26 protein-coding genes are annotated in these 24,978 nt (G+C 41.3%); 15 read left to right on the top strand and 11 right to left on the bottom strand.

All coding sequences use genetic code 11. From position 1 onward, the window contains the following. Positions 1–2: 2 nt before the first annotated feature. Genes AC3Z9T_RS20095 through AC3Z9T_RS20080 form a run of 4 tightly spaced genes read right to left on the bottom strand, consistent with a single transcriptional unit; the run spans position 3 to position 3,998 of the window. Positions 3–632 carry an NADH:ubiquinone reductase (Na(+)-transporting) subunit D gene (locus AC3Z9T_RS20095; RefSeq protein WP_490127862.1) on the bottom strand — a complete coding sequence of 210 codons (630 nt, stop codon included), beginning with the start codon at positions 630–632 and terminating at the stop codon, positions 3–5. Next, positions 625–1,419, bottom strand: a complete 795-nt coding sequence (locus AC3Z9T_RS20090) for a Na(+)-translocating NADH-quinone reductase subunit C (protein ID WP_490127861.1) — start codon at positions 1,417–1,419, stop codon at positions 625–627. Before AC3Z9T_RS20090 ends, AC3Z9T_RS20095 begins: the two co-directional genes overlap by 8 nt. After that, positions 1,412–2,650, bottom strand: coding sequence for an NADH:ubiquinone reductase (Na(+)-transporting) subunit B (locus AC3Z9T_RS20085; protein WP_490127860.1), 1,239 nt, complete (start codon positions 2,648–2,650; stop codon positions 1,412–1,414). Before AC3Z9T_RS20085 ends, AC3Z9T_RS20090 begins: the two co-directional genes overlap by 8 nt. A gap of 4 nt (positions 2,651–2,654) precedes the next feature. Then, positions 2,655–3,998 carry a Na(+)-translocating NADH-quinone reductase subunit A gene (locus AC3Z9T_RS20080; RefSeq protein ID WP_490127859.1) on the bottom strand — a complete coding sequence of 448 codons (1,344 nt, stop codon included), beginning with the start codon at positions 3,996–3,998 and terminating at the stop codon, positions 2,655–2,657. A 415-nt stretch (positions 3,999–4,413) separates the two neighbouring features. Here AC3Z9T_RS20080 and AC3Z9T_RS20075 point away from each other — a divergent pair, with 415 nt between their 5' ends. Next, positions 4,414–5,151 carry a L,D-transpeptidase family protein gene (locus AC3Z9T_RS20075; protein ID WP_490127858.1) on the top strand — a complete coding sequence of 246 codons (738 nt, stop codon included), beginning with the start codon at positions 4,414–4,416 and terminating at the stop codon, positions 5,149–5,151. Here AC3Z9T_RS20075 and AC3Z9T_RS20070 read toward each other — a convergent pair. Beyond that, on the bottom strand, positions 5,122–5,889 hold the full coding sequence (locus AC3Z9T_RS20070; RefSeq protein WP_490127857.1) for a class II glutamine amidotransferase: 768 nt from the start codon (positions 5,887–5,889) through the stop codon (positions 5,122–5,124). The genes AC3Z9T_RS20075 and AC3Z9T_RS20070 overlap by 30 nt on opposite strands. A 26-nt stretch (positions 5,890–5,915) precedes the next feature. Beyond that, positions 5,916–6,494, bottom strand: a complete 579-nt coding sequence (gene lpcA / locus AC3Z9T_RS20065) for a D-sedoheptulose 7-phosphate isomerase (RefSeq protein WP_490127856.1) — start codon at positions 6,492–6,494, stop codon at positions 5,916–5,918. A 330-nt stretch (positions 6,495–6,824) separates the two neighbouring features. On the opposite strand from lpcA, the gene fadE reads away from it, so the two are divergent. Next, positions 6,825–9,290: an acyl-CoA dehydrogenase FadE gene (gene fadE, locus AC3Z9T_RS20060; RefSeq protein WP_490127855.1), complete on the top strand. Its 2,466-nt coding sequence runs from the start codon at positions 6,825–6,827 to the stop codon at positions 9,288–9,290. 249 nt (positions 9,291–9,539) lie between these two features. After that, positions 9,540–9,893 (top strand): ribonuclease G, encoded by a 354-nt coding sequence (locus AC3Z9T_RS20055; protein WP_490127854.1) that lies wholly within the window; start codon positions 9,540–9,542, stop codon positions 9,891–9,893. A 271-nt stretch (positions 9,894–10,164) separates the two neighbouring features. On the opposite strand, the gene lysA is transcribed toward AC3Z9T_RS20055, so the two are convergent. Further along, on the bottom strand, positions 10,165–11,424 hold the full coding sequence (lysA, locus tag AC3Z9T_RS20050) for a diaminopimelate decarboxylase (RefSeq protein WP_490127853.1): 1,260 nt from the start codon (positions 11,422–11,424) through the stop codon (positions 10,165–10,167). A gap of 108 nt (positions 11,425–11,532) precedes the next feature. Between lysA and AC3Z9T_RS20045 the strand changes: the two genes are divergently transcribed. Beyond that, positions 11,533–12,468, top strand: coding sequence for a LysR family transcriptional regulator (locus AC3Z9T_RS20045; RefSeq protein ID WP_490127852.1), 936 nt, complete (start codon positions 11,533–11,535; stop codon positions 12,466–12,468). On the opposite strand, the gene AC3Z9T_RS20040 is transcribed toward AC3Z9T_RS20045, so the two are convergent. Then, entirely contained in the window at positions 12,442–13,362 is a 921-nt protein-coding gene (locus AC3Z9T_RS20040; RefSeq protein WP_490127851.1) for a LysR family transcriptional regulator, read from the bottom strand. The two genes, AC3Z9T_RS20045 and AC3Z9T_RS20040, sit on opposite strands and share 27 nt — an antisense overlap. A gap of 123 nt (positions 13,363–13,485) precedes the next feature. On the opposite strand from AC3Z9T_RS20040, the gene AC3Z9T_RS20035 reads away from it, so the two are divergent. Both AC3Z9T_RS20035 and AC3Z9T_RS20030 read left to right on the top strand, forming a co-directional pair. Beyond that, a complete protein-coding gene (locus AC3Z9T_RS20035; RefSeq protein WP_490127850.1) occupies positions 13,486–14,358 on the top strand; it encodes an MBL fold metallo-hydrolase in 873 nt (290 codons plus the stop codon). Between the two features lie 57 nt (positions 14,359–14,415). Further along, entirely contained in the window at positions 14,416–15,060 is a 645-nt protein-coding gene (locus AC3Z9T_RS20030; protein ID WP_490127849.1) for a DsbA family protein, read from the top strand. A gap of 2 nt (positions 15,061–15,062) precedes the next feature. On the opposite strand, the gene AC3Z9T_RS20025 is transcribed toward AC3Z9T_RS20030, so the two are convergent. Beyond that, positions 15,063–15,902, bottom strand: a complete 840-nt coding sequence (locus tag AC3Z9T_RS20025; protein ID WP_490127848.1) for a prepilin peptidase — start codon at positions 15,900–15,902, stop codon at positions 15,063–15,065. A gap of 422 nt (positions 15,903–16,324) precedes the next feature. Here AC3Z9T_RS20025 and rsmE point away from each other — a divergent pair, with 422 nt between their 5' ends. From rsmE to hemW, 9 genes are all read left to right on the top strand, one after another. Beyond that, complete coding sequence (rsmE, locus tag AC3Z9T_RS20020) at positions 16,325–17,056, top strand: 16S rRNA (uracil(1498)-N(3))-methyltransferase (protein ID WP_490127847.1); 732 nt, start codon at positions 16,325–16,327, stop codon at positions 17,054–17,056. A gap of 9 nt (positions 17,057–17,065) precedes the next feature. Next, on the top strand, positions 17,066–18,013 hold the full coding sequence (gene gshB, locus AC3Z9T_RS20015; protein WP_490127846.1) for a glutathione synthase: 948 nt from the start codon (positions 17,066–17,068) through the stop codon (positions 18,011–18,013). 78 nt (positions 18,014–18,091) lie between these two features. Further along, on the top strand, positions 18,092–18,655 hold the full coding sequence (locus AC3Z9T_RS20010; RefSeq protein ID WP_490127845.1) for a YqgE/AlgH family protein: 564 nt from the start codon (positions 18,092–18,094) through the stop codon (positions 18,653–18,655). Continuing rightward, positions 18,655–19,074, top strand: coding sequence for a Holliday junction resolvase RuvX (gene ruvX, locus AC3Z9T_RS20005; protein WP_490127844.1), 420 nt, complete (start codon positions 18,655–18,657; stop codon positions 19,072–19,074). Before AC3Z9T_RS20010 ends, ruvX begins: the two co-directional genes overlap by 1 nt. Before the next feature lie 124 nt (positions 19,075–19,198). Next, entirely contained in the window at positions 19,199–19,894 is a 696-nt protein-coding gene (locus AC3Z9T_RS20000; RefSeq protein WP_490127843.1) for a YggS family pyridoxal phosphate-dependent enzyme, read from the top strand. Positions 19,895–19,904: 10 nt separating this feature from the next. Beyond that, positions 19,905–20,726 (top strand): pyrroline-5-carboxylate reductase, encoded by an 822-nt coding sequence (proC, locus tag AC3Z9T_RS19995; protein ID WP_490127842.1) that lies wholly within the window; start codon positions 19,905–19,907, stop codon positions 20,724–20,726. A gap of 18 nt (positions 20,727–20,744) precedes the next feature. After that, positions 20,745–21,329 (top strand): YggT family protein, encoded by a 585-nt coding sequence (locus AC3Z9T_RS19990; protein ID WP_490127841.1) that lies wholly within the window; start codon positions 20,745–20,747, stop codon positions 21,327–21,329. A 15-nt stretch (positions 21,330–21,344) separates the two neighbouring features. After that, the gene (locus AC3Z9T_RS19985; RefSeq protein WP_490127840.1) at positions 21,345–21,938 is read left to right on the top strand and encodes an XTP/dITP diphosphatase; all 594 of its coding nucleotides are present in this window, start codon (positions 21,345–21,347) and stop codon (positions 21,936–21,938) included. Continuing rightward, on the top strand, positions 21,931–23,070 hold the full coding sequence (hemW, locus tag AC3Z9T_RS19980; protein WP_490127839.1) for a radical SAM family heme chaperone HemW: 1,140 nt from the start codon (positions 21,931–21,933) through the stop codon (positions 23,068–23,070). The genes AC3Z9T_RS19985 and hemW overlap by 8 nt, the downstream gene beginning before the upstream one ends. A 35-nt stretch (positions 23,071–23,105) precedes the next feature. On the opposite strand, the gene AC3Z9T_RS19975 is transcribed toward hemW, so the two are convergent. After that, a complete protein-coding gene (locus AC3Z9T_RS19975; RefSeq protein ID WP_490127838.1) occupies positions 23,106–24,056 on the bottom strand; it encodes a siderophore ABC transporter substrate-binding protein in 951 nt (316 codons plus the stop codon). 176 nt (positions 24,057–24,232) lie between these two features. Next, positions 24,233–24,958 carry a DUF2884 family protein gene (locus AC3Z9T_RS19970; RefSeq protein WP_490127837.1) on the bottom strand — a complete coding sequence of 242 codons (726 nt, stop codon included), beginning with the start codon at positions 24,956–24,958 and terminating at the stop codon, positions 24,233–24,235. Positions 24,959–24,978: the final 20 nt, after the last annotated feature.

The following is a 24,978-nucleotide window of genomic DNA, read 5'->3' as shown; positions in this document are numbered from 1 at the left end:
ACTTAATCCTTCTCTATCTGAGCTGGTTTTAGAGTACGTAATCCCCAAATCAGCATACCGATGATAAAGAATGCACTAGGTGCTAACAGAAACAGACCGTTCGGCATGTACCAACCACCATTTTGTAGTGATTCCATAACGGTGATACCAAATAGCTTACCTGACCCAAACAGCTCACGTAAGAAACCAACTAAGATCAGGATCACCCCATAACCTAGCCCGTTACCGATACCATCCATAAAGCTTTCAATGGGTGGTGCCTTCATCGCATAAGCTTCAGCACGTCCCATTACAATACAGTTTGTAATGATGAGGCCAACAAACACCGAAAGCTGTTTCGATATCTCATACGCATAAGCACGTAATATTTGATCAACAACGATAACCAAAGATGCAATGATTGCCATCTGCACAATAATCCGCACACTGCTTGGAATATAGTTACGAATTAATGAGATAAAAAAGTTAGAAAACGCAGTAACTAAGGTTACCGCAATAGTCATCACGACCGCTGTTTCCAACTTAGTGGTTACTGCTAATGCAGAACAGACACCAAGGATTTGTAACGCAATTGGGTTGTTATCAAACAAGGGTCCAAATAGAACGCGTTTTACTTCTTTAGAATCAGCCATTATTCAGCGCTCCTTCACGAACTTTTTTCAGGAACGGACCAAAGCCGTTATCACCTAACCAAAAATCAAACATATGTTGAATACCATTTGAGGTTAGTGTTGCACCTGATAAACCATCGATACCGTAAGGGCTATCCGTTGTACCGCTACGAACAATTTTTATAGCTGGGACGCCTTGCTCATTAAATAGCTTTTTACCCGGCCATTGCGCTTTCCATTGTGGATTATCGACTTCACCACCAAGACCAGGAGTCTCACCGTGTGAGTAATAAGTGATACCACGAGAGGTTACGCCATCGATATCAACAGCAACAAAAGCATACATCACTGACCATAAACCTGAACCGTAAACAGGTAAAATGACTTGCGATACTTTACCTGCATCATCTTTGACCAGATAAATTTCAGCGCTATTAGCTCGGCGGCGAATTTTGGCAATATCTTCCGCTGGAGACAGCGCAATACTGGTTTCTTCGCTACGTAATTCACTGTTTAGGTCAAAACGACTTTTACTGTCAGAAAGTTCATTAGTTTTGAAATTCAAAAGTTTAGGTTCGATTCGCTCACCATACACTTTCTGAACTTCTTCAGGTGTCATTTTAGGTTGTAATAGACCTGCGACGCTTAAGATATTACGCTGCGTATCTAACATAATTTGTTCTTGCTGCTGAGATTTTAAGCCGACAGCAGAACCCGCTACGACGATAGAACACACTAGACATAGAATAAATACGACTATGAATGTCCTGCCGACGCTATCTTTATTGGTTGGTTTTTCACTAGCCACGGGCTTTTCTCCGTTTAATATTTGCTTGAACGACCAGATAGTCAAACAGAGGAGCAAACAGGTTGGCGAACAGAATGGCTAACATCATGCCTTCTGGGTACGCAGGGTTTGCGACACGGATCAGTACACACATCACACCGATTAAGATACCATAGGCCCACTTGCCTTTATCAGTAAATGATGCAGATACAGGGTCAGTTGCCATGAAGATCATCCCAAACGCAAAACCACCTAATACCATGTGCCAATACCAAGGCATTGCAAACAATGGATTAGTATCTGAACCAATAAAGTTAAACAGATAGGACATCGCGATCATACCGGCCATCACACCTGCGACGATACGCCACGAAGCGATGCGGAAGAAGATGATAAATGCACCACCAATGAAAATCATCAGTGTTGATACTTCACCGATAGAACCAGGCATGTTACCTAAAAATGCCTGCATCCAAGTGATTGGCTCGCCTGATACAGTGTTCATCAGTGCGTGTTCACCACCCGTTGCCCACTGAGAAAGTGGTGTTGCCCCTGAGAAACCATCCGCAGCTGTCCAAACTAAGTCACCCGAAATTTGTGCTGGATAAGCGAAGAAGAGGAAAGCACGACCTGCTAATGCAGGGTTCAGGAAGTTACGGCCTGTTCCACCAAAAATTTCTTTTGCGATCACAACCCCGAATGTGATCCCTAGTGCAGCCTGCCATAATGGGATAGTCGGCGGTACGATCAGTGCAAATAAAATAGATGAAATAAAGAAGCCTTCGTTGATTTCATGACCACGGATCATGGCAAAAAGTACTTCCCAAAAACCGCCGACAATGAATACAACTAAGTAGATAGGTAAGAAATACACGGCTCCTAGCAGCATTTTGCTGCCCCACCCCGCGTCAGGCGTTAATGACGCCCCTAAAAATTGCGCTAGGCGATAATGCCAATCACCAGCTAGTACTTGCTGTAACTCAGCACCGCTGTATAAATGGTAAAGAGCGGGGATCGCTTGGTTACCTACGTTGTACATTCCCCAAAACATTGCAGGAAAGACAGCTAGCCAAACAAGGATCATCATGCGTTTTAGATCGATAGTATCACGAACGTGAGAACGACCTTTTGTCACCGTTCCCGGTGTATAGAATACTGTCGCAACAGCTTCATACAATGGATAGAGTTTTTCTAACTTTCCACCGGGTTCAAAATGGTGCTCATTCTTTTCAAATAAATTCTTCAGACCCATGGAATTACCCTTCTAACTCAATCTTGGCCAATACATCACGAAGTACTGGGCCATATTCATACTTAGCCGGGCAGACGTATGTGCACAGTCCCAGATCCTCTTCATCCAGCTCTAGACAACCCAGTTCTTGTGATGAATCGGTATCCCCAGCAAGCAGATCACGCAGTAAATGAGTGACCATAATGTCAAGAGGCATCACACGCTCATAGTTACCAATTGGAACCATTGAACGCTCACCACCATTCATTGTGGTAGTGAAGTTAAAACGTTTATTTTTCAGGAAATGACCTATCGTCGTACGCGTGATGGTGAATTTATTCACACCAGGCATGATCCAGCCAAACAGTTCTTTATCGCGCCCTTCACGTAATACTGAGACTTGATTATGGAAACGACCAAGGTAGTGATGAACATCATCACAAGTCACTCCCCAAAATACAGAGCCTGAAATAATTCGGTTTTCACCGTCTTTAAGCTGATCTTTTGTCAATTCATACAAATCAGCACCAAGACGTGTTTTCAAGAGACGAGGTTTCTCAACTTGAGGCCCTGCCAATGCAACCACGCGGTCAGTATATAGGTAGCCTGTCGTAAATAGCTTACCGATCGCAATCACATCTTGATAATTAAGATGCCATACTTTTTTCTTAATACTTACAGGTTCAAGAAAATGAATATGCGTTCCTACTAGACCTGCTGGATGTGGACCCGCAAACTCGCTATAAGTAATTTGTGCATTGATTTCGGATTTAACCAAAGCCCCTGCACCATGGCAAACGTAGACTTTTCCATCAGTTAAGCGACTTAAAACAGTTAACCCATCATTAAAGGCTTGCTGTTGTAATTGAATAACAATCAGAGGATCGGCCGCCAGTGGATTGGTATCCATTGCTGTCACAAAAATTGCGGCTGGAGAGGATCCAAGCTCTGGTGAACGGCTAAATGGTCGTGTTCTTAACGACGTCCACAAACCCGATTGAACTAAATTTTTCTCGACTTGCTCACGAGATAGACTCGCAAGTTCATCACTCTTATAACTCGTGAAAGTTTCCTGATCATCACCATCGATTTCGATAACAACAGATTGCAGGACACGACGCTCACCGCGATGAATAGCAACAATTTTGCCGCAGGCTGGGCTAGTGAATAATACACCAGGGTTCTTTTTGTCTTCAAAAAGTACCTGCCCTTTTTTTACGTGCTCACCTTCTTTAACCAGCATAGAAGGACGCATTCCGACATATTCCTCACCTAGCAATGCTACGTGTTGAATTTTCGGGCCGTCATCTATTACTTGGGCTGGCTCACCTGCGATAGGAAGGTTGAGGCCTTTTTTAATTTTAATCATAAGATCTGCACAAGTTTCTCAGTTAACCCTAAGCTAATAATCCAGCATGGACCATAGCGACTCAGTAAATAAAAACAGCTCAAGTTACTTCCATAACTCAAGCAAATAATTCTCTCAATATTGTGACGCTATTCTCTTATTCTGCCGTTCGTAATTTTACCAGTTCCCCCGACTTATGTCCGGATATTCAAGTGACTTAGCTCAAGCAAATCACAATAAATTTTCAAATTTTTGCGCAATAACTCGAAATACCCGAGTCATCCACTCACATTTATCGAACGCTGTCTATTTTTTATTCAATACCAATACACCACTAAACTATTCATTGGCTATATCAAATAACTATCCGCTCATTTAAAATACCGCTAGAATGTCTTTTTTTTAGGCAAAACCCTCAATTTCATTTGGTTTAGGTATGAACAAAAATATCCTTATTAGTGTTGGATTTTCGTTATTATTCCTACAATCAGCAGTTGCTGAAACGAATAGCCCTTCATTTTTGCTTAATATGAAGACAATTAACTCGTCAAACTCGGCAATTTATATTCAGATTTTTAAGCAAGAAGGCATTTTAGAGCTCTATCAAAAAGCGCCAAATGGAAAATTTAACCTGTCAAAAACTTATCCTATTTGTAAGTTTTCAGGTGGACTTGGCCCTAAAAAAGTTGAAGGTGATCTAAAAAGTCCAGAAGGATTTTATCAAATAACCGCTAGCCAACTGAACCCTAATAGTCGGTATTACCGATCTATTAATCTAGGGTTCCCTAATGAGTACGACCGTGCCCAAGGTTATCAAGGCAATTACTTGATGATCCACGGTGACTGTGTTTCTGTTGGTTGTTATGCGATGACAGATAAATATATGAGCGAGATCTACCAAACAGTAGAAGTCGCCTTTAGAAATGGACAAAACACGATTGATGTCAGTATTTATCCGTTTAAGATGACCAAAGAAAATATGCTACTTCACCGCAATTCGAACCATTACGCTTTCTGGCAGCAATTAAAACCTGCGTATGATTACTTTCAAGATACAGGCAAGCCTGCGCAAATCTCTGTTACATCTGGGAAATATGCGGTTAATAGCTTGCCAGAAACGTCCGATAAGTTGTTGCGACTCAGATCACAGTATGCGTTGGCCGAGGTGAAATAGCACAAAACTACCCGGTTCTATCTTTTCCCAGCTTTCATTACCTGTGAGTGGCTGCGTGGCAATAACAGAAACAATATCGGTTGGTGTAGTACAGCTCTGAAAATCAATTTCAACATCTTGATCGAGCAATTTAGCTTTACCGAAAGGCGCTTTACGGGTGATCCAATACAGATTAGTTGAACAAAAGGCCATCACGTAGCGCCCATCCGATAACAACATATTGAACACGCCTTTAGCACGCAATTGCTCTGCAAGTTGGCCGATAAAACGGAATACCGCGGGCCAATTCGCAGGCTTTTTCGGATATTTAGCAGCAAGTTGGCTTAAGATCCAACAAAAAGCTTTTTCACTGTCTGTTTCACCAATTGGCCGATAGTAACCAGTCTCCAGCGAGCGATAGCCTTTCAGTTGCCCATTATGTGCATAAGTCCAATTACGCCCCCACAGTTCGCGGATAAATGGGTGAGTGTTGGCTAAAGTTACATCCCCTCTGTTAGCTTGCCGTATATGCGCAATCACCGTTTCCGATTTGATCGGATACTCCTGAACAAAACGCGCAACAGGGGATAAAAAGCTGGGTTGAGGATCTTTAAAAGTGCGACAACCTAAACCTTCATAAAAAGTGATCCCCCAACCATCTTTATGGGGACCTGTTTGACCACCACGAGAAATCAAACCACTCAGGCTAAAATTTATATCTGTCGGCACATTAGCGCTCATGCCAAGTAACTCGCACATCTCAAGACCCTCTATAATTCAGAGAATTACTTAACCATCTCTTTTTCAATTAGCTGGATCAGGATATGAATCACTTTAATGTGAATTTCCTGAATACGGTCAGCGTAACCAAAATGTGGTACACGAATTTCAATATCAGCCGTACCCGCCATTTTACCGCCATCTTTGCCGGTCAATGTGATGACTTTCATGCCTTTCTCTCGAGCAGCACTGATAGCTTTAATAATGTTACCTGAGTTACCTGAAGTAGAAATCCCCAGCAGTACATCACCTTCTCTGCCGACTGCTTCAATAAAACGAGAGAAGACAAATTCATAGCCAAAATCGTTGCTCACACAAGAAAGATGGCTCACATCAGAGATAGCTATTGCAGGGTAGCCAGGGCGGTTTTCACGGTAGCGCCCAGTGAGTTCTTCAGCAAAGTGCATCGCATCACAATGAGAACCCCCATTACCACATGACAGTACTTTCCCGCCAGCTTTGAAAGAGTCAGCCAGTAATACTGCCGCTTGCTCAATTGCCTGAATATTTGCTTCGTCGTTTAGGAATTGCGCCAACGTATCGGCTGCTTCTGAAAGTTCGCCACGGATCAGGTCTTGATACATGAGATAACCCCTTAGATTGAATAATTTAGAGTAAAAACAATTACCCTTTAACTGTTCAGATTGTTACACAGGGTTAATTTTCTTTCTACATTTGATTCAGTGCAAATTTAGGCATTTAAAGCTAATCAGTGTTTTTTATCGCCTTAGCCACTTTAAATTTTTTGTCGCTACCTCATAAATTTATTTTTGAAACTGTTGCAAGGGGGTATTTGACGATTTTGTGAGCCAAGTTGTAATTAAGATGTAAATGTGTTGCTAATTGTTTATTAATGGATATAGATTAAAGGAAACAACAGGTCAGACCTCTTACAAGTAGACAGGAGTTTCCCTATGACCCTACTCAGCATTATTCTCTTTCTCGCATTAATTGGTGTTCTTTGTTATCACAAAACATCTCTGGTTCTCAGTACTGTTCTATTACTTGCCTATACCGCAGTAATGGGGTTGTTAAGTATTTGGAGCTACTGGATGTTATTACCTGTCGCATTGGTGTTATTCCCCTTTGTTTTTACACCAGTACGTCAATCTCTATTCTCTGCCCGCGCGCTCAAAATGTTCCAAAAAGTCATGCCGCCTATGTCTAGCACAGAAAAAGAAGCTATCGACGCAGGAACAACATGGTGGGAAGGTGATCTTTTCCGCGGAGCACCTGATTGGAACAAATTACATAATTACCCAAAACCTCAATTGACGGCAGAAGAACAAGCATTTATTGATGGCCCCGTTGAAACAGTTTGCGGAATGGTTAATGACTTTGAAGTGAGTCATGAGCTGGCAGATCTTACCCCTGAAGTTTGGCAATACTTACGTGACCATCGCTTCTTCGCCATGATCATCAAAAAAGAATACGGTGGTCTAGAGTTCTCTGCTTATGCACAATCACAGGTACTGCAAAAACTTGCTGGTGTATCGGGTATTTTAGCCATCACCGTCGGCGTGCCTAACTCTTTAGGCCCAGGAGAATTGTTGCAACATTATGGTACTGATGAGCAGAAAAAGCGTTACTTACCCGGTCTAGCGACTGGTGAAGAGATCCCTTGTTTTGCACTTACCAGCCCAGAGGCAGGTTCTGATGCGGGCGCTATCCCTGATACAGGTATCGTTTGTATGGGTGAATGGCAAGGTGAGCAAGTTTTAGGGATGCGTTTAAACTGGAACAAACGCTATATCACACTGGCCCCTATCGCTACGGTACTTGGCTTAGCATTTAAATTGTCAGATCCTGATCGCTTATTAGGTGGTGAAAAACACCTCGGCATCACTTGTGCTTTAATACCAACTAACACCCCCGGTGTTGAAATTGGTCATCGCCACTTCCCACTCAACATTCCGTTTATGAATGGGCCAACTCGCGGGCAAGATATTTTCGTTCCTATCGATTATATCATTGGTGGTCCAAAAATGGCGGGACAAGGTTGGCGCATGCTAGTCGAGTGTTTATCTGTTGGCCGTGGTATTACCTTGCCATCAAACTCAACAGGTAGTCTAAAAAGTATTGCGATGGCAACAGGCGCCTACGCTTACATCCGTCGCCAATTCAAATTATCCATCGGTAAGATGGAGGGTATTGAGGAGCCACTAGCACGTATCGCAGGTAACGCTTACCTAATGGATGCAGCCTCAACCTTAATTACCTCTGGTATTATGTTAGGTGAAAAACCCGCAGTTCTGTCTGCAATTGTTAAATATCACTGTACCCATCGCGGACAGCGCTCAGTGATTGATGCAATGGATATCACTGGTGGTAAAGGTATCTGTCTTGGTCCATCCAACTTTGTTGGTCGTTCTTATCAAGGTGCACCAATTGCAATCACGGTTGAAGGGGCAAATATTTTAACCCGCAGTATGATCATCTTTGGTCAAGGTGCGATTCGTTGCCATCCATATGTGCTTGAAGAAATGGCGGCTGCACAAGAAAACAACCTGCATAAATTTGATAAAGCCGTATTTGGTCATATTGGTCATGTATTTAGTAATAAATGCCGTAGTTTCTGGTTGGGCTTAACCAATGGTCGTGGTAGTCACGCACCAACAAAAGATGAAACTCGTCGTTATTATCAAATGTTGAATCGCCAAAGTGCTAACTTGGCTTTGCTATCTGATGTTTCAATGGCTGTGCTAGGCGGTAGCCTAAAACGTCGTGAACGCATCTCTGCGCGCCTAGGTGATATCCTTAGCCACCTTTATTTAGCGACAGCAACACTGAAACGCTATGAAGATGAAGGCCGTCAAAAAGCAGATCTACCATTAGTTAAATGGGCAGTTGAAGATTGCTTATATGAATCTGAAAAAGCGATGGATGATTTGCTGAAGAACTTCCCAAATAGATTTGTCGCGGGGGTGATGCGTTTCACGCTGTTCCCTACAGGTCGTGCAATGTCAGCACCATCAGATCGCCTTGATCATAAACTAGCACAGTTAATGATGGAGCCATCTGAAACTCGCGATAGAATCGGTCGTGGTCAGTACTTAACACCAACTGAACATAACCCGCATGGTTTGGTGAATCAGGCACTGTACGATATCATCGCCGCAGAGCCTATTTTTGAGCGGATTTGTCGCTTGAAAGAACGTAAATTCAGCTTCACTCGCTTAGATAAATTGGCAGAGCAAATGTTACCTGAAAATATCATCACACAGGAAGAAGCAGATATTCTGTGTAAGGCTGAGGCCAGCCGTCTACGCACCATCAATGTTGATGAGTTTGATTTTGAAGCATTGGGGACTGCCAGCACAAAAAAGCCTCAAACTGAAAGCGAGCAAGAAAAGCAGTCTAAAAAGAAACAAGCAGCCTGATTACATGATTTAAATTAAACAAAAACTAGCTCTTAAAATTGAGCTAGTTTTTTTATTTTTAATCAAACATCCCTCCAATCATCATTTATCGGCCTGAAATATTCCTAATAAAGAGTAATTACATCTTTAGTAACATTATTATTATATAAATAAATTTAACTTAAACATTTCTTATATTAAGATGCTCAGCTATTTTCACTACGGACTAGTGAAATCAATTATTATCATATTTAGAACTGGAGATATAAAATGTCTTATATTGGTAAAGAAGTTCCTCAAGAGATCAAACGTTGGAACTGGGGAGCTTTCATGTTCAACATTATTTGGGGATTTGGTAATAAATCATACTTACCTTTATTAATGTTCATTCCAATATTCAATCTAATTTGGATGTTTGTCTGTGGATTCAAAGGAAATGAATGGGCTTGGAGAAATGGCAACTATGATTCAGTCGAAACATTCATGAAAGTTCAAGAAACGTGGAATAGAGCTGGTTTAATTTACTTTATTGTTTCAATTGTGTTTTTTGTGATATTTTTCTTATTCTTTTCTTCAGCAATGATGGCAATGATAGCAAGCATTGCGACACAAGCTCAATATTAATGATTAAAACGAAACGATTATAGTTAACAGCTAGTACACTATTATCATAGTGATTCTAAGCCTTAATCAATAGTCTTAAAACTACTAATGAATTAAGATAATACTAAACCATATTTGATGCACTTCTTAAGATGCTTTTTAAAATACTTAATCGAAGAGCGCCAAACAGTATTTACCCTTATTATTTGTATTATCAATGTCATTACGCGAAATAAAATAGATAGTGGACACTGCCAATTAAGGCGGTGCCCATTACCATTATAGAAAAGAATTAAATTTCTAGGGCTAATAACTCTTCGATAGTTTGGCGACGGCGGATCAACTTTGGCTCACCATTAACCAGTAGTACTTCAGGTAATAATGGACGACTATTGTAGTTTGATGACATCGAAGCACCGTATGCGCCTGTATCATGGAATACTAAATAATCGCCAATCTGTACTTCTGGCAATAAGCGGGTTTCCACCATCCCCCCTTCCTGTTGAGTAAACACATCACCTGATTCACATAACGGCCCAGCGATAATACTTTCTCTTTGTACCGCATTTTCAAGTGAGCGCCCATCAGCAGGTATCACAGAAATATGATGATAGCTTCCGTACATAGCTGGACGCATTAAATCATTAAAGCCACTATCAACTAGCACATAATGGCGGTATCCCATATGTTTAACAGCCCTAACTTCTGCTAACAGCACACCAGACTCCGCCACTAAATAACGCCCCGGTTCTATTTCCAACTCAACGGTATGACCTAAATGTTGCTCAATACGTTGGCGAGCGCTGTTCCATAGGCTGTAATAATGTTGAATATCAATTACTTCATCTTGCTCACGATAAGGCGTTGATAGCCCGCCACCAGCCGAAATAGCTTGCATATCAACACCTGATGATACCACTTGCTCAACCATAGCATCACAGACGTTGGCGAGATGTTGGTAGTCAACACCCGAACCAATATGCATATGTAATCCAACTAATGATAAGTTATAGCGACGGATTTGCTCGAGAGCTTCAGGTAAGTCTTGATACCAAATACCGTGTTTGCTGTTTTCACCACCAGTATTGGTTTTTTGTGAATGACCATGACCAAAGCCTGGGTTAATACGCAACCAAATCGGGTGGCCTGATTTTTGTTCGCCAATTTGACTCAACATATCGATAGAGCCTGCATTAACAGGGATATCTAGCTCTGTCACTCGAGCTAACGTTGCTCTATCAAGCACATCGGCAGTAAACACAATTTCTGATTTTTCACGACCGGCTTGAAAACCAGCCACTAATGCACGTTCAATTTCGCCCAGTGAAACAGAGTCAACTTTGACTCCATGTTCACGCATCAAGCGTAAAATATGAATATTAGAGCATGCTTTTTGTGCAAAACGCACGGTATCGAATACTTTGAGCTGCTGTATACGCTCAATAATCACTGAGCTGTCATACACCCATAATGGTGTTCCAAACTGCTCTGGTAGAGTACGCAGATTTTCAGAGGTTAAATATTGGCTTGTGGTGGTTGCAAATGATGTCATTTTAGATTCTCTAACAATTTTTATTATATGTTCTATTATTCAGAGAATAGTCGGGAAAAAAAATATCCATTTTGCTAGAATCTATTCACTTTTGATATAGGATTGGCAATGAACACACTTTCTTGGCGACATATTGAAATTTTTCGTGCGGTAATGACTACCCCCAATTTGACTGAAGCTGCACTATTATTGAATACCTCACAGCCAACAATCAGTCGTGAGCTGGCAAGACTTGAGTATTTATTACAATTTAAATTGTTTGATCGTATTAAAGGACGTTTAAAACCAACCACTCAAGGACTGAGGTTTTTCGAAGAGGTGGAGCGTTCATATTATGGATTAGAGCGTATAAAAAATTCAGCACAAACAATCCGCCGTTTTGATAATGCCCAACTCTCTGTGATTTGTTTGCCAGCCTTTGCACAATCATTGTTGCCACATGTTTGCCAAAAATTTATGGCAGATTACCCTGAAGTGAGTTTGACGGTTATTCCACAGGAATCACCTATTTTAGAAGAGTGGCTATCAGCTCAACGCTATGATTTTGGATTAACAGAACACTTGCAAACCCCACCGGGTACTGAACAGCTCACATTAGGCTCCCTGAATGAAGTTTGTGTCTTGCCGAGCGGTCATCCGCTCGAAAAAAAAGCGCTCCTGACTCCCTCTGATTTTCAACAGCAGAATTTTATCAGCCTTTCACTGACCGATAGCTATCGACAAATCATTGATACCCTCTTTGCGCAACAGCAGATTGAACGAAAAATGGTGATGGAAACCCATTCAGCTTCATCGATTTGTGCAATGGCATTAAAAGGTATTGGTATTTCAATTGTTAATCCAATTACTGCGTTAGATTTTCACCAGCAATCATCGGGTAAATTGATCATTCGACCATTAAGTTTTTCAATTCCATTTACGGTAAGCCTCATAAAACCTATTCATCGGCCTTCATCACAGCTGTCTGATATTTTCACTCAATATCTACAAAATGCATTTGCACAAACTAAGCATGATTTAAGTATTGCGCTGCTGCATCACTGATAGCCAATACTCTGAGGTTGCAAACCAATTACCGAGAAAATCCAATACGGCTCTTAACGTTGTTGGCATATTTTGTCGGCTAGTATAGACCGCATAAATACCAAGTGGCTGCGGCGTGTAATCAGGAAGTAATTGAATGAGCTCTCCTGACTCAAGGTGTTTCTTTACAGATAAATAAGGCTGCATGGCAATACCCGCACCATTTAGCGCTGCTTGTGACAAAAATACCGATTCATCTGAACTTAATCGCCCCCCCACCAGCACAGAAAAAGGCTCTCCATCCTTCTCAAATCGCCATAAACTACGCCCAAAGAAGTTATAAGTTAAACATTCCAATGGCGCTAAATCTTCTGGTTTGATTGGTATTTTTTTATCTTTTAAAAAAGAAGGGGCGGCGCAAATCACCGAATGGCAAGTTGATAGCGGCTTTGCAATTAAGCTAGGTTCTAATTGGTTAGTAATACGGATCGCTAGATCTATTCGCTCTTCAACTAAGTTGACTGCTTTATTGGTGATACTGAGATCAATCGCCATATTAGGGTACAGTTTAAGGAAATCAGTGATCGCAACTGAAAGCACTTGGCTAGCAATTGATTGCGCACAACTAATACGCACCAATCCAGTTAGCTCATTTGCATCATGTTTTTGTTGTACTGGTAGCGTTAGAGAAATTGCATTCAGTTTAAGTGCCTGTTGATAAACATTTTCCCCAGCAGAGGTTAAACTCAACCGCCTTGTCGTACGGTTTAACAAACGCACACCAGCCCACTGTTCCATCTCAGAAAGATAACGCGTAACCATTGCACGTGACATGTCGAGTTTATCCGCAGCCGCACTCATGCTGCCCTGTTCAACAATACTAATAAAAACTTGAACTGCCGTTAATCTATCCATCTATCTGACCGATTTATGCAACAAATATTTGCTCATTATGGCGTTTTTCTCATCATTATTGCAATTTAATATACACCTACTTCAGAAAGATGATAACGACTCACCAACAATTGGAAATAAATTATGAAACTACACACAGCAGCCGCCACTACAATCTTACTAATGGGTACCTCATTTGCTCAGGCCGCGGATCTAAAGCTCGATGTTTATAATCCAGGAAATAACAGCGTGTTCCCTGTTTCTTCTGAAATCATCAGCGGTGATAAAGAAGTTGTTTTAATCGATGCACAATTTCAAAAAAATGATGCTCAGGCGCTGGTTAATAAAATCAAGGCACTGAATAAAACATTAACCACCATTTATATTAGCCATTCAGATCCTGACTACTATTTTGGATTAGATACCATCACTAAAGCATTTCCGGATGCAAAAGTGGTCGCAACAAAAGAAACGGTTGAAGCCATCAAAGCCTCGAAAGATGGCAAATTGGCGTACTGGGGTGAAGTACTTAAAGACCAAGCTCCGGCAGCGCTAGTCGTGCCTGATGTAATACAAGGTAATAGTTTTACTGTTGATGGTGAAACCTTGCTCATTAAAGGTAGTGATGGCCCAGCCCCTGATCGCACCTATGTGTGGGTACCATCACTAAAAGCGGTTGTTGGTGGTGTCGTTGTGTCAGATAACATCCATGTTTGGATTGCTGACACCCAAACTAAGCAGTCTCGCCAACATTGGCAGCAAACATTAGAAGGTATTCAGGCATTAAAACCAGAAATCGTTGTACCGGGGCATTATACAGGCAATTCAAAAATGGATCTTGGTACAGTAACCTTTACTCAGAAATATTTGAATACATTTGAAGCAATGGCGGAACAGAGTAAAGATGCCAAAATGCTAACCAGTAAAATGGAAGCGGCTTACCCTAACCTTGATGACAAATCTAGCCTAGAACTGAGTGCTAAAGTTATCAAAGGCGAAATGCAGTGGCCGCAGTAAAATAATCGAGGCTGGCTCATATGAGCCAACCTTATAATAATAATTTAAGGATACGCCGTGAATAAAATAACCCTACATTATATTTATGATCCGCTTTGTGGCTGGTGTTATGGTGCATCACCACTCATCGAGATTGCCAATGCCCACCCTAATATCATGTTAGAACTCCATGGCGGTGGAATGCTAGCCGGTGCATCCCGCCTACATATGGATAATCAATTCCGTGAACATATTAAGCAGTCTGATAAACGTATTGCTGCAATGACTGGACAAGTGTTTGGTAGTGAATACCTAGAAATGTTAAATGAGCAGGATCTGGTGCTTGATTCAGCGCCACCTTTGCAAGCGATCCTTGCAGCAGATAAGCAACATCAAGCACTGACTATGTTGAAAGCCGCTCAACATGCACATTATGTTTCTGGTCGTCATATTAGTGATCCCAGTACGCTGTTAGAAATCGCGCATGAAATAGGTTTGGATATTGAGCAATACCAACACGATTACCAGCAACAAGGGGGTGATAATCTAGAAAATCATATTCACCATAGCCGCCAATTGCTGGCTCAGTCAGCCTCTTCGGGCTTCCCTACGTTATTAATACAGCAACAAGGTAAATGGTTACGAGTTCCACTACAGAACTATTTAGGTGATACCGATAAATGGCACCAGTTTTTAAATTCACTGGTGGCAATAAATCATTAATTTTAACTCGCCATTTTGAGTGTGAATACATTCAGTAATGGCGCAACTAGCCAATAACTCGCACTCAGTACAATGGCAGGGCCAAATGGAATTGTATTGAGTGTTTCTGTGCGCCTTTTTACATAATAAATAAAACCATGATGTATCATCCCAAACATAGCAGCCAAGGCCAAAAAGTAGGGCAAATCCATCATCCCCAACCATGCAGCACAAGCGGCAATGAGTTTAAAATCTCCCCGCCCCATCTGTGGGCGTCGGCGGACTTTTTCCATTAGTGCAGTGATTAGCATGATGGAAAGATAACTAATCACTACAGCATACACGGCAGAAACGACATTACCTTGTGCTATACAACTTTGATATATCAAACCACCCCAGAGTAATAGATAAACAAGTATATCGGGTAAATAACCTGTTTTAAGATCAATGATAAATAAGCAAATCGTGATATTAAAAAAGAAAGTAAATAATATGATAATTATTAATTCATTGTTTAATAATATATTAAAAAAGATAATAGGCAGGTATAAAAGAAGCAACTTTTTATAAATAATACTGATTTTATCTTTACGTAAATATTTTACAGGAATATGTTTCAGCAGCCATTGTGTAACCTTTGCCGATAATAGAATAAGAATAATCAGCAGCAAAAGCCGATAATGGCATGCATTGACAAAAGAAAAGAAAAAATAATTTTCTTTTATGTTTGCAACACAGAAGTTGTCTAGGCACATGGTTAGGACTGAAAAAAATGAGGTTATAACGCTGTCGTTATAATTAAAAGGAAAAACAGGTATGTTATGAATAACCTTATGATAAACCCGCCCAACAGAAAACAGCATTTATTCTCCTTATTCCTTTAATGGAGCAATATTCGTCATTCTTCAAGTTGCAGCACCCTTTGTAAATGTAGGGTGATTGTCTTCACTCAATACTTATCCCTACTTAGTGCAAGTCACTCTTCAGCTACCTAACTACACCTCGAATTATCTATAATGCATATTTCGTAACACACCAATAATAAACTGTGATTAGCCCTCCCCCTACACAGTAATTCCGATGTTAATCATCGATTTATCCTTTATAATCAATTTTCACTTTAAATTAATCAAACTCATCCACACCACCAATATCACACAAGGTGGGCTACAAAAAGTGTTCAAATCACTATAAACTTAAACACTCCCCTTGCATTTAGGGATTTAAACCCCATATTTTATTTTGCTATCTGTATTTATAACCTTGTATTTTTTAAGGAAAAATTATGCGCATTCCACGCATTTATCACCCTGAGCCACTTCAAACTAATACCACAATCGCTCTTGGCGATGATGCCGCTAATCATGTTGGCCGTGTTCTTCGTATGACAGTAGGCCAACAACTTGAATTATTTGATGGAACGAACCAAATTTTTAGCGCTGAAATATTAGAAGCAAGTAAAAAGAAAGTCTCTGTCAACATTCTCAGTAGCCAATTTGATGACAGAGAATCACCGTTAGATTTGCACCTCGGGCAAGTCATATCCCGCGGTGAAAAAATGGAATTTACCATTCAAAAATCTGTAGAGCTTGGGGTCAATACTATTACACCATTGTTGTCAGAGCGCTGTGGCGTTCGCTTAGACGGCGAAAGGCTTGAAAAAAAATTACAACAATGGCAAAAAATTGCTATTGCCGCTTGTGAGCAATCTGGCCGTAACCGTATCCCTCAAGTTCGCCCAATTCAATCACTTGAAGCATGGTGCGCAGAAGACGATGGTGGGTTTAAAATCAACTTACACCCTAGGGCAACACAAAGTATCAATACATTGCCCGCTGAATTAAATAAAGTTCGCCTATTAATCGGCCCTGAAGGCGGGTTAAGTGAAGAAGAAATCGCCATGACAGCTAATTATCAATTTACCGATATTTTGTTAGGGCCTAGAGTATTAAGAACAGAAACGACTGCGCTAACCGCAATCACCGCACTGCAAGTGCGCCTAGGCGATCTAGGTTAAGGAGAAAAAATGATCAAGCTCGGTATAGTAATGGATCCTATTTCATCCATTAAAATCAAGAAAGATACTAGTTTTGCTATGATGCTGGAAGCTCAACGTCGTGGTTATGAAATTCATTATATGGAGATGAATGATCTCTATTTGCACCAAGGTGAAGCACGAGCAACCACTAAGATCGTTACCGTCGAAGAAAACCCAAGCAAATGGTACGAGTTCAAGTCTGAACAAGATATCGCGCTTGGCTCTCTCGATGCGATCTTGATGCGTAAAGATCCCCCTTTTGATACTGAGTTTATCTACGCCACCTATATTCTAGAACGAGCTGAGCAAGTTGGTACTTTAATTGTTAACAAACCACAAAGCCTACGCGACTGTAACGAAAAACTGTTTACAGCATGGTTCCCTGAGTTAACACCTGATACCCTCGTCACTCGTAGCGCTAAACAACTACGTGAATTCCATCAGAAACATGGTGATGTCATATTCAAACCTCTTGATGGCATGGGCGGCGCATCGATTTTCCGTTTAAAACAAGATGATCCTAACGTAGGTGTTATCATTGAGACACTGACTGAGCACGCAAGCCGATACTGCATGGCACAAAACTATCTACCAGCAATCAAAGATGGTGATAAACGTGTATTAGTGGTTGATGGCGAACCAGTTCCTTACTGTCTTGCTCGCATTCCTGCACAAGGGGAAACGCGTGGTAACCTTGCAGCTGGCGGTCGTGGCGAAGCACGTCCATTGAGTGAAAGTGATTGGGCAATTGCCCGTGCTGTTGCACCAACCTTAAAAGCCAAAGGCCTCTATTTTGTTGGTTTGGATATTATTGGTGATAGACTGACAGAAATTAACGTCACTAGCCCAACTTGTGCCCGTGAAATCGAAGCCGCTTATGATGTATCCATTACAGGTATGTTAATGGATGCTATTGAGCGCGATATAAAAAAATAAGCTGTTATTTAAGATGAAAAGGCTGTCACTGGCCTTTTCTTAATCAACCGATCAAAGTAGGCAATAAATAACCCATTTATGAACTTACAAAATCATTTTTTGATAGCGATGCCGTCCCTGACTGATCCTTATTTTGAGCAATCAGTTGTTTATGTGTGCGAGCACAATGAAAAAGGTGCGATGGGGATCGTCATTAACAAACCCATTGATGACTTTTCCGTCAGCACCATGTTGGAAAAATTAGAAATTACGATTTCCACTGATACAAATGCCAGTAACTTAGAAAAACCCGTTATTGCTGGTGGCCCAGTTGCTGAAGAGCACGGTTTTATTCTCCATACCCCCATCAAAGGATTTGCATCCAGCTTGCACCTTAATGATGATATGATGGTCACCACTTCTAAAGACATTTTAGAAACTCTCGGTAGCGAACGTCATCCAATGCAATCATTGGTTGCTTTAGGCTATGCAAGCTGGGAGCCAGGCCAACTCGAAAACGAAATCATGGAAAATAGTTGGCTGACTGTCGAAGCAACGCCCGAGCTAGTTTTCAACACACCAATAAAAGATCGCTGGCAAGCGGCGGCTAATTTATTGGGGATCAACATTCGCACTATTTCTATGCAAGCAGGGCACGCATAATGTCTAACAGAACGCTTCTCGCCTTTGATTTTGGCACCAAAAGCATTGGTGTTGCTATTGGTCAGGAAATTACCGGTACTGCTCGCGCTTTAACATCTCTTAAAGCCAATGATGGTCGACCTGATTGGCAACAAATCGAAAAGCTTTTGAAGGAGTGGCTGCCCCAATTAGTTATTGTTGGTCTTCCTTTAAATATGGATGGCACTGAGCAACTCGTTACCAGCCAAGCACGTAACTTTGCCAACCGTATTCACGGCCGCTTTGGCGTAAAAGTTGAGTTGCACGATGAGCGCCTTTCAACGGTTGCCGCAAAAGCCGATTTGTTTGAACAAGGGGGTTACCGCGCCTTAAGTAAAGGCAAAGTAGACTCTGCTTCCGCAGTCGTGATCTTAGAAAGTTGGTTTGATCAACACCTATAGCTATAAATGTTCTCTTTGTGGTGTAATTTTTGTCAATCTACGCACGCAGAGGTGCCGTTATAAAGCAATATGCTTTACACTAGTGGCATTGTTGATTATCCACCTAATGTAATTGAACAGAATAATGACCATTCAAAGTAATATTTCTGATGTAAAAGCACGCATTGAACAAGCGGCCACCGAATGTCATCGCTCCTCACATGACATTACACTTCTTGCGGTTAGCAAGACTAAGCCTTGTGACGCAATTCTAGAGGCTATTGCAGCAGGACAACGTCAGTTCGGTGAAAATTATGTTCAAGAAGGTGTTGAAAAAATTCAATTTTTCGCTAATACACCTGATCTAGTTTGGCACTTTATTGGCCCATTACAATCAAATAAAAGCCGCCTTGTTGCTGAACATTTTGACTGGTTTCATACCCTCGATCGTGAAAAAATCGCTCAACGCCTTAATGATCAGCGTCCTAGCGATAAAGCGCCATTAAATGTATTAATCCAAATTAATATTAGTGATGAGAACAGTAAATCAGGGATCCAACTTGAACAACTGGATAAACTCGCTAAATATGTTAGCCAACAACCTCATTTAGTACTGCGTGGCTTAATGACCATTCCAGCACCTGAGCCTGATTATGAACGCCAATGTTTAGTCTTTCGCGAAATGGAAAGCGCTTATAAACAATTACAAGCACACTACCCGAGTGTCGATACCCTTTCGATGGGAATGACCGATGATATGGCTGCCGCCATTCATTGTGGCTCTACCCTTGTGCGTATTGGTACGGCTATTTTTGGTGCGCGTGACTATCAAAAATCATAAGGAAAACAGCATGCAACATCGCAAAATCGCATTTATTGGAGCCGGAAATATGGCTCATGCAATTATTGCAGGATTAGTTAGCCATGGTTACCCTGCTTCCATGATCACCGTCTGCTCGCCCACCCCGATCCGTCGAGACAAATTAGCGCAACAATACGGCATTATCAGTAGTAGTGACAATGTCTCTGCGGTACAACAAGCTGATGTGATTGTATTAGCAGTAAAACCACAAATGATGGAACAAGTCTGCCAACCACTACAAAATGTGGCTGACTTCAGTAAAAAATTGCTGTTAACTATTGCCGCAGGGATCCCCGCGCAGCGCTATCATGATTACTTAGCACAGCCTTTACGCTTGATTCGTATCATGCCTAATACCCCATCACTAGTGGGCAAAGGTGTCAGCGGGCTCTATGCAGAAACCACGGTTAGCACTGAAGACAAACAATTTGCAGAACAATTAATGCAAAGCGTAGGGTCAACAATTTGGTGCCAAAAAGAGCAAGAAATAAATAATATTATTGCGATTACAGGTAGCTCTCCGGCTTATTTCTTTTTGTTTATGGAATCAATGCAGCAAGTAGCGGAAGATCTCGGTTATACCAAAGAGCAAGCCCATGAATTAGTATTAAATGCTGCTGAAGGTGCAGTTGCACTTGCTAAATCACAAAATGAAACTGCCTTTTCGACCTTGCGTGAACAAGTCACCTCCAAAGGTGGTACAACTGCCATGGCATTAGCGCAATTTTATGAAAACAACCTTCCGCAGACGGTCGCCGCAGCAATGCAAAGTGCGATCTCACGGGCAGAAGAAATGGAAAAACTTTTTTAATTAATAGCAGGACGAGATATGCAGACCTTACTTTTTGTTGTGACCACCGTTATTCAACTTTATATTTTTGTCCTACTGCTACGCGTTTGGATGCAATGGGTACGCGCTGACTTTTATAACCCGTTCTCACAGTTTGTGGTTAAAGCCACTAAGCCTATCGTGACACCATTACGTCGTGTTATACCCGCTATTGGTCCGATTGATAGTGCTTCGGTAGTTGTTGCCTTTGTCTTAGCGATTGCCAGTATTATTTTTAGCCTTTGGGCGACAAATACGCTGCCAATTATGGGGATCACTATCATACCCATTGGCATTATTTTACTGCTTACTTATATCGGTAAATTAATTTTTTGGATGATATTAATTAGGGCAATCATGAGTTGGGTTAGCCAAGGTCGTAACCCTATCGATTATTTGCTATATCAATTAACAGAGCCATTAATGGCACCGATTCGTCGCATTATTCCAGCGATGGGTGGATTAGATTTTTCTGCAATGATTGTGATGTTTATCTTGATTGCACTGAATTATTTACGTTTGGATGTATCACTGATGATAGACCCAACCTTAACAGGCATTCTCTATTCAATTGGTGTGATGTAATAAGAGCTATTAACAATGCAAAAAGTGGTTTTAGCAACCGGTAATCCGGGGAAGGTGAATGAGCTTGCAGACCTATTACGTGATTTTGGGATGGACATTGTCGCCCAAACATCTCTAGGTGTTGAGTCTGCGGAAGAAACAGGGCTAACATTTATTGAAAATGCAATCTTAAAGGCGCGCCATGCAGCTCAGCAAACCGGTCTCCCTGCTATTGCCGATGATTCAGGGATCTCTGTTGATGCGCTTGGTGGTGCACCGGGCATCTACTCTGCACGCTATGCGGGAGAAGAAGCCACTGATGAGCAAAATTTGTATAAGTTATTGGATGCCATGAAATCAGTGCCTGACAATCAACGTCAGGCTCAATTTAATTGTGTATTAGTTTACTTACGCCATGCAGAAGACCCAACCCCACTAGTATTTCATGGACGTTGGCACGGTTTTATCACTCATGAGCCTTGTGGGCAAGGTGGTTTTGGCTATGATCCTATTTTTTATGTGCCAGAGCTTAATTGCACCTCAGCGGAGCTGAGCAAAGCAGAAAAACAAGCGGTTTCACATCGAGGAAAAGCGTTAGCCATGCTACTGGATGCACTTAAAAATGCTTAAGTTGCCACCATTAAGTTTATATATCCATATTCCTTGGTGTGTACAAAAGTGTCCATATTGTGATTTCAACTCGCATACTCTGAAAGGGGAAATTCCCCAGAAAGAGTATGTTGAGCATCTATTGCAAGATCTCGATAACGATGTTGAATTAATTGGCGATCGTTCAGTTAAAACCATTTTTATCGGTGGCGGTACTCCTAGTTTATTAACTGCTGAGTCAATGCAAATGCTCATGGATGGAGTACGTCAACGCGTAAATCTCGATCCACAAGCCGAAATTACCATGGAAGCCAATCCCGGAACGGTTGAAGCCGAACGTTTTTCTGGCTATCAAGCGGCAGGTATTAATCGTATCTCCATCGGCGTACAAAGTTTTGGCGATGATAAATTAATTGCCCTTGGGCGCATTCATGGCCCACAAGAGGCTAAACGAGCAGCTAAATTAGCCACCGAACTCCATCTGCGTAGTTTTAACTTAGATTTGATGCATGGGTTACCATCCCAGACTCGTGATGAAGGCTTATCAGATCTGCGCCAAGCAATAGAGTTATCCCCTCCTCATTTGTCTTGGTATCAATTGACCATTGAGCCCAATACCCAGTTTGGCTCACGTCCCCCAACACTGCCTGATGATGACACCTTGTGGGAGATTTATTCTCAAGGTCACCAGCTATTAACTGCTGCGGGTTATCAACAGTATGAAACCTCTGCTTATGCAAAACCAGGCTACCAATGCCAACACAATCTAAACTATTGGCGTTTTGGCGATTATTTAGGGATAGGCTGTGGTGCTCATGGCAAAGTGACATGTGCTGATGGGCATATTTTGCGCACAGTTAAAACCAAACATCCACGTGGATACATGGAAGGGCGCTATTTGCAGCAATCTTATAATGTTGCCGCAGAAGACCTACCATTTGAATATTTTATGAACCGTTTTAGGCTATTAGAAGCCATGCCGCGAAACGAGTTTAGTGATTATACAGGATTACCTGAATCCACCGTTAGGGCAGCGTTGGATGAAGCATTACATAAAGGCTATATCTCTGAGACTGAATATGAGTGGCAAATTACTGAACACGGTAAATTGTTTTTAAACTCATTATTAGAGCTGTTTCTTGACGAAGAATAATAAGAACCCGCGGTTAAAGCGGGTTTTTATTGTCATTATAACGCTTTAGCAACCGCATCGACCTGTTCGGTTAAGCTAACTAAACCACCACCTGACAAATACCATAAGTCAGATTGCAAATAAGTGATCTTGCCATTTTTATAGGCTTTAGTTTCTTGAATATTTTGATCTTCAAAAACTGTTTTATCTAACTTACCTGCGCCAATAGCTTCGCTACGGTCAACAATTAAAATCACATCAGGGTTGGCCTGAGCGATGGTTTTAGTATCCACTATGCGACGTTTTGATTTATCTGCTTCAGCCACTTCAGGCAACTCAGCGCGCTGAACTTGAACGACATCATAAACAACGCTTTGATTATTAGGGATCAATTTACCGTCGTTATGCAGCAGAACCAATACTTTGGATTGTGACTTTTGCGCTTTATCTTGAGCAGCAGTAATCGATTTATCTAATTGAACTAACTGAGCGTCAACCGCTTTTTGGTCACCATACAAATCACCAATTAACTTGATATTCGCTTTTACCGAATCAATATAGTGCTTGCTATCAGTGCCTAAATTGACTGTTGGGGCGATCTTTGATAACGCCTCATAAGATTTGCCTTGGCGACCTGTGATCACAATTAAATCAGGCTTTAATTCAGCAATTTTAGCTAAATCAGGCTCTTTCATTCCACCTGCATTCTGCATTGTCGCAGGTATACTATTTTTAATATAAGCAGGTGCGTTCCCCATTGGCAAAGCAACTACTTTATCGCCAAGCCCCAATTTCTGCATTGAGTCATAAATACCAAAATCAAACAGCACCACTTTTTGTGGTTTTTTAGCTACTTCAGTTTCACCTGATAAATGCTTGATGTTCAGTTTTTCAGAGCCCTGAGCAATCACTGCATTAGGGGTAAATGTGGTTGATTCAGCACTCAGTGCATATGGCGTGGAAAAAGAGAGTAAAGAAACAAGGACAGCAGGAATGAATTTTTTCATATTAACAGTACCAATTAGTCGCTAAGCCAAACACGCATTCTAGGGAGACTAATCGATAAGTCAATCAAATAAGAATCAATTTCATTTGGATTCTTATTATTGATTAGAGCATCACACTTTTATTCTTAACAAAAAGGCAGTAAACCTTACTGCCTTCTGTCAATCATATGCAATAGCTATTTAATTGATTTCATTAACGAAACACGTTGTTGCTCTAAAGACGTCACTTTGCCACACACTTGTTGACCAAACTGTTGGAAATTGTTCTCTTGGTTTTTCCATTCTGCCTCGAGATCTTGCTGTAAACCACCCAAGTTACCTAATAAACCTTGCAATGCTTTACTGCTATCACCACCAGAAAGCAATTGTTTACGCCCCATCTCATTGATGCTGTCTTGTAGCATGCCCCCTAAGCTATCATTAACTAATTGACGACCCTGAGTTTCAACTTTATTCATGGCTTGATGATGAAAAGCATAACCATCAGCGCGTGTCTCAATTACCTGATTAATTTGCCCATTAAGATCACCTTCAAGTTTAGTTAAACGCTTACGTACATTACTGTCATCACCAATCACGCGGATCACCACTTTATCTAAAGTATTGCGTGAAGCAGAAAGTTTCTTTTGCGTTTCTTGTTTGATCCATGGGATATCGTTACGGACGGCAGTTTGGTAACGAATAGCTTGTTGCCTTTGTTGTTCCGTTATCGCCACATTTTGACCATTTAGGGTCACATCGCCATTAGGGGTAATTTTCAGATCACCATTGCGCCCAACAACCTGAATGTTCGCAGGCGTCATAAATATATCGTCTTTAGGCGTCACAGAACATTTATAATCAGCAGCTTGGCTAGTAGCACAAGCCAATAGTGAAAATGCAATTAAAGTACGGCGTAACATAGTAACTCCTATTGATGATA

The organism is Providencia sp. 6390 (assembly GCF_058148425.1).
The sequence above is the reverse complement of the archived record's forward strand: the minus strand, read 5'-3'. Positions and strand labels throughout refer to the sequence as shown.

Excerpts from the sequence above, each read along its gene's own strand:
- AC3Z9T_RS20075 (WP_490127858.1), top strand. The coding sequence starts at position 4,414 with ATGAACAAAAATATCCTTATTAGTGTTGGATTTTCGTTATTATTCCTA.
- AC3Z9T_RS19990 (WP_490127841.1), top strand. The coding sequence starts at position 20,745 with ATGCAGACCTTACTTTTTGTTGTGACCACCGTTATTCAACTTTATATT.
- AC3Z9T_RS20045 (WP_490127852.1), top strand. The coding sequence starts at position 11,533 with ATGAACACACTTTCTTGGCGACATATTGAAATTTTTCGTGCGGTAATG.
- AC3Z9T_RS20040 (WP_490127851.1), bottom strand. The coding sequence starts at position 13,362 with ATGGATAGATTAACGGCAGTTCAAGTTTTTATTAGTATTGTTGAACAG.
- ruvX (WP_490127844.1), top strand. The coding sequence starts at position 18,655 with ATGTCTAACAGAACGCTTCTCGCCTTTGATTTTGGCACCAAAAGCATT.
- AC3Z9T_RS20085 (WP_490127860.1), bottom strand. The coding sequence starts at position 2,650 with ATGGGTCTGAAGAATTTATTTGAAAAGAATGAGCACCATTTTGAACCC.
- AC3Z9T_RS20055 (WP_490127854.1), top strand. The coding sequence starts at position 9,540 with ATGTCTTATATTGGTAAAGAAGTTCCTCAAGAGATCAAACGTTGGAAC.
- AC3Z9T_RS20095 (WP_490127862.1), bottom strand. The coding sequence starts at position 632 with ATGGCTGATTCTAAAGAAGTAAAACGCGTTCTATTTGGACCCTTGTTT.
- AC3Z9T_RS20035 (WP_490127850.1), top strand. The coding sequence starts at position 13,486 with ATGAAACTACACACAGCAGCCGCCACTACAATCTTACTAATGGGTACC.
- AC3Z9T_RS20010 (WP_490127845.1), top strand. The coding sequence starts at position 18,092 with ATGAACTTACAAAATCATTTTTTGATAGCGATGCCGTCCCTGACTGAT.
- proC (WP_490127842.1), top strand. The coding sequence starts at position 19,905 with ATGCAACATCGCAAAATCGCATTTATTGGAGCCGGAAATATGGCTCAT.
- AC3Z9T_RS19975 (WP_490127838.1), bottom strand. The coding sequence starts at position 24,056 with ATGAAAAAATTCATTCCTGCTGTCCTTGTTTCTTTACTCTCTTTTTCC.
- AC3Z9T_RS19970 (WP_490127837.1), bottom strand. The coding sequence starts at position 24,958 with ATGTTACGCCGTACTTTAATTGCATTTTCACTATTGGCTTGTGCTACT.
- AC3Z9T_RS19985 (WP_490127840.1), top strand. The coding sequence starts at position 21,345 with ATGCAAAAAGTGGTTTTAGCAACCGGTAATCCGGGGAAGGTGAATGAG.
- rsmE (WP_490127847.1), top strand. The coding sequence starts at position 16,325 with ATGCGCATTCCACGCATTTATCACCCTGAGCCACTTCAAACTAATACC.
- gshB (WP_490127846.1), top strand. The coding sequence starts at position 17,066 with ATGATCAAGCTCGGTATAGTAATGGATCCTATTTCATCCATTAAAATC.
- AC3Z9T_RS20080 (WP_490127859.1), bottom strand. The coding sequence starts at position 3,998 with ATGATTAAAATTAAAAAAGGCCTCAACCTTCCTATCGCAGGTGAGCCA.
- AC3Z9T_RS20025 (WP_490127848.1), bottom strand. The coding sequence starts at position 15,902 with ATGCTGTTTTCTGTTGGGCGGGTTTATCATAAGGTTATTCATAACATA.
- AC3Z9T_RS20070 (WP_490127857.1), bottom strand. The coding sequence starts at position 5,889 with ATGTGCGAGTTACTTGGCATGAGCGCTAATGTGCCGACAGATATAAAT.
- fadE (WP_490127855.1), top strand. The coding sequence starts at position 6,825 with ATGACCCTACTCAGCATTATTCTCTTTCTCGCATTAATTGGTGTTCTT.
- lysA (WP_490127853.1), bottom strand. The coding sequence starts at position 11,424 with ATGACATCATTTGCAACCACCACAAGCCAATATTTAACCTCTGAAAAT.
- lpcA (WP_490127856.1), bottom strand. The coding sequence starts at position 6,494 with ATGTATCAAGACCTGATCCGTGGCGAACTTTCAGAAGCAGCCGATACG.
- AC3Z9T_RS20000 (WP_490127843.1), top strand. The coding sequence starts at position 19,199 with ATGACCATTCAAAGTAATATTTCTGATGTAAAAGCACGCATTGAACAA.
- hemW (WP_490127839.1), top strand. The coding sequence starts at position 21,931 with ATGCTTAAGTTGCCACCATTAAGTTTATATATCCATATTCCTTGGTGT.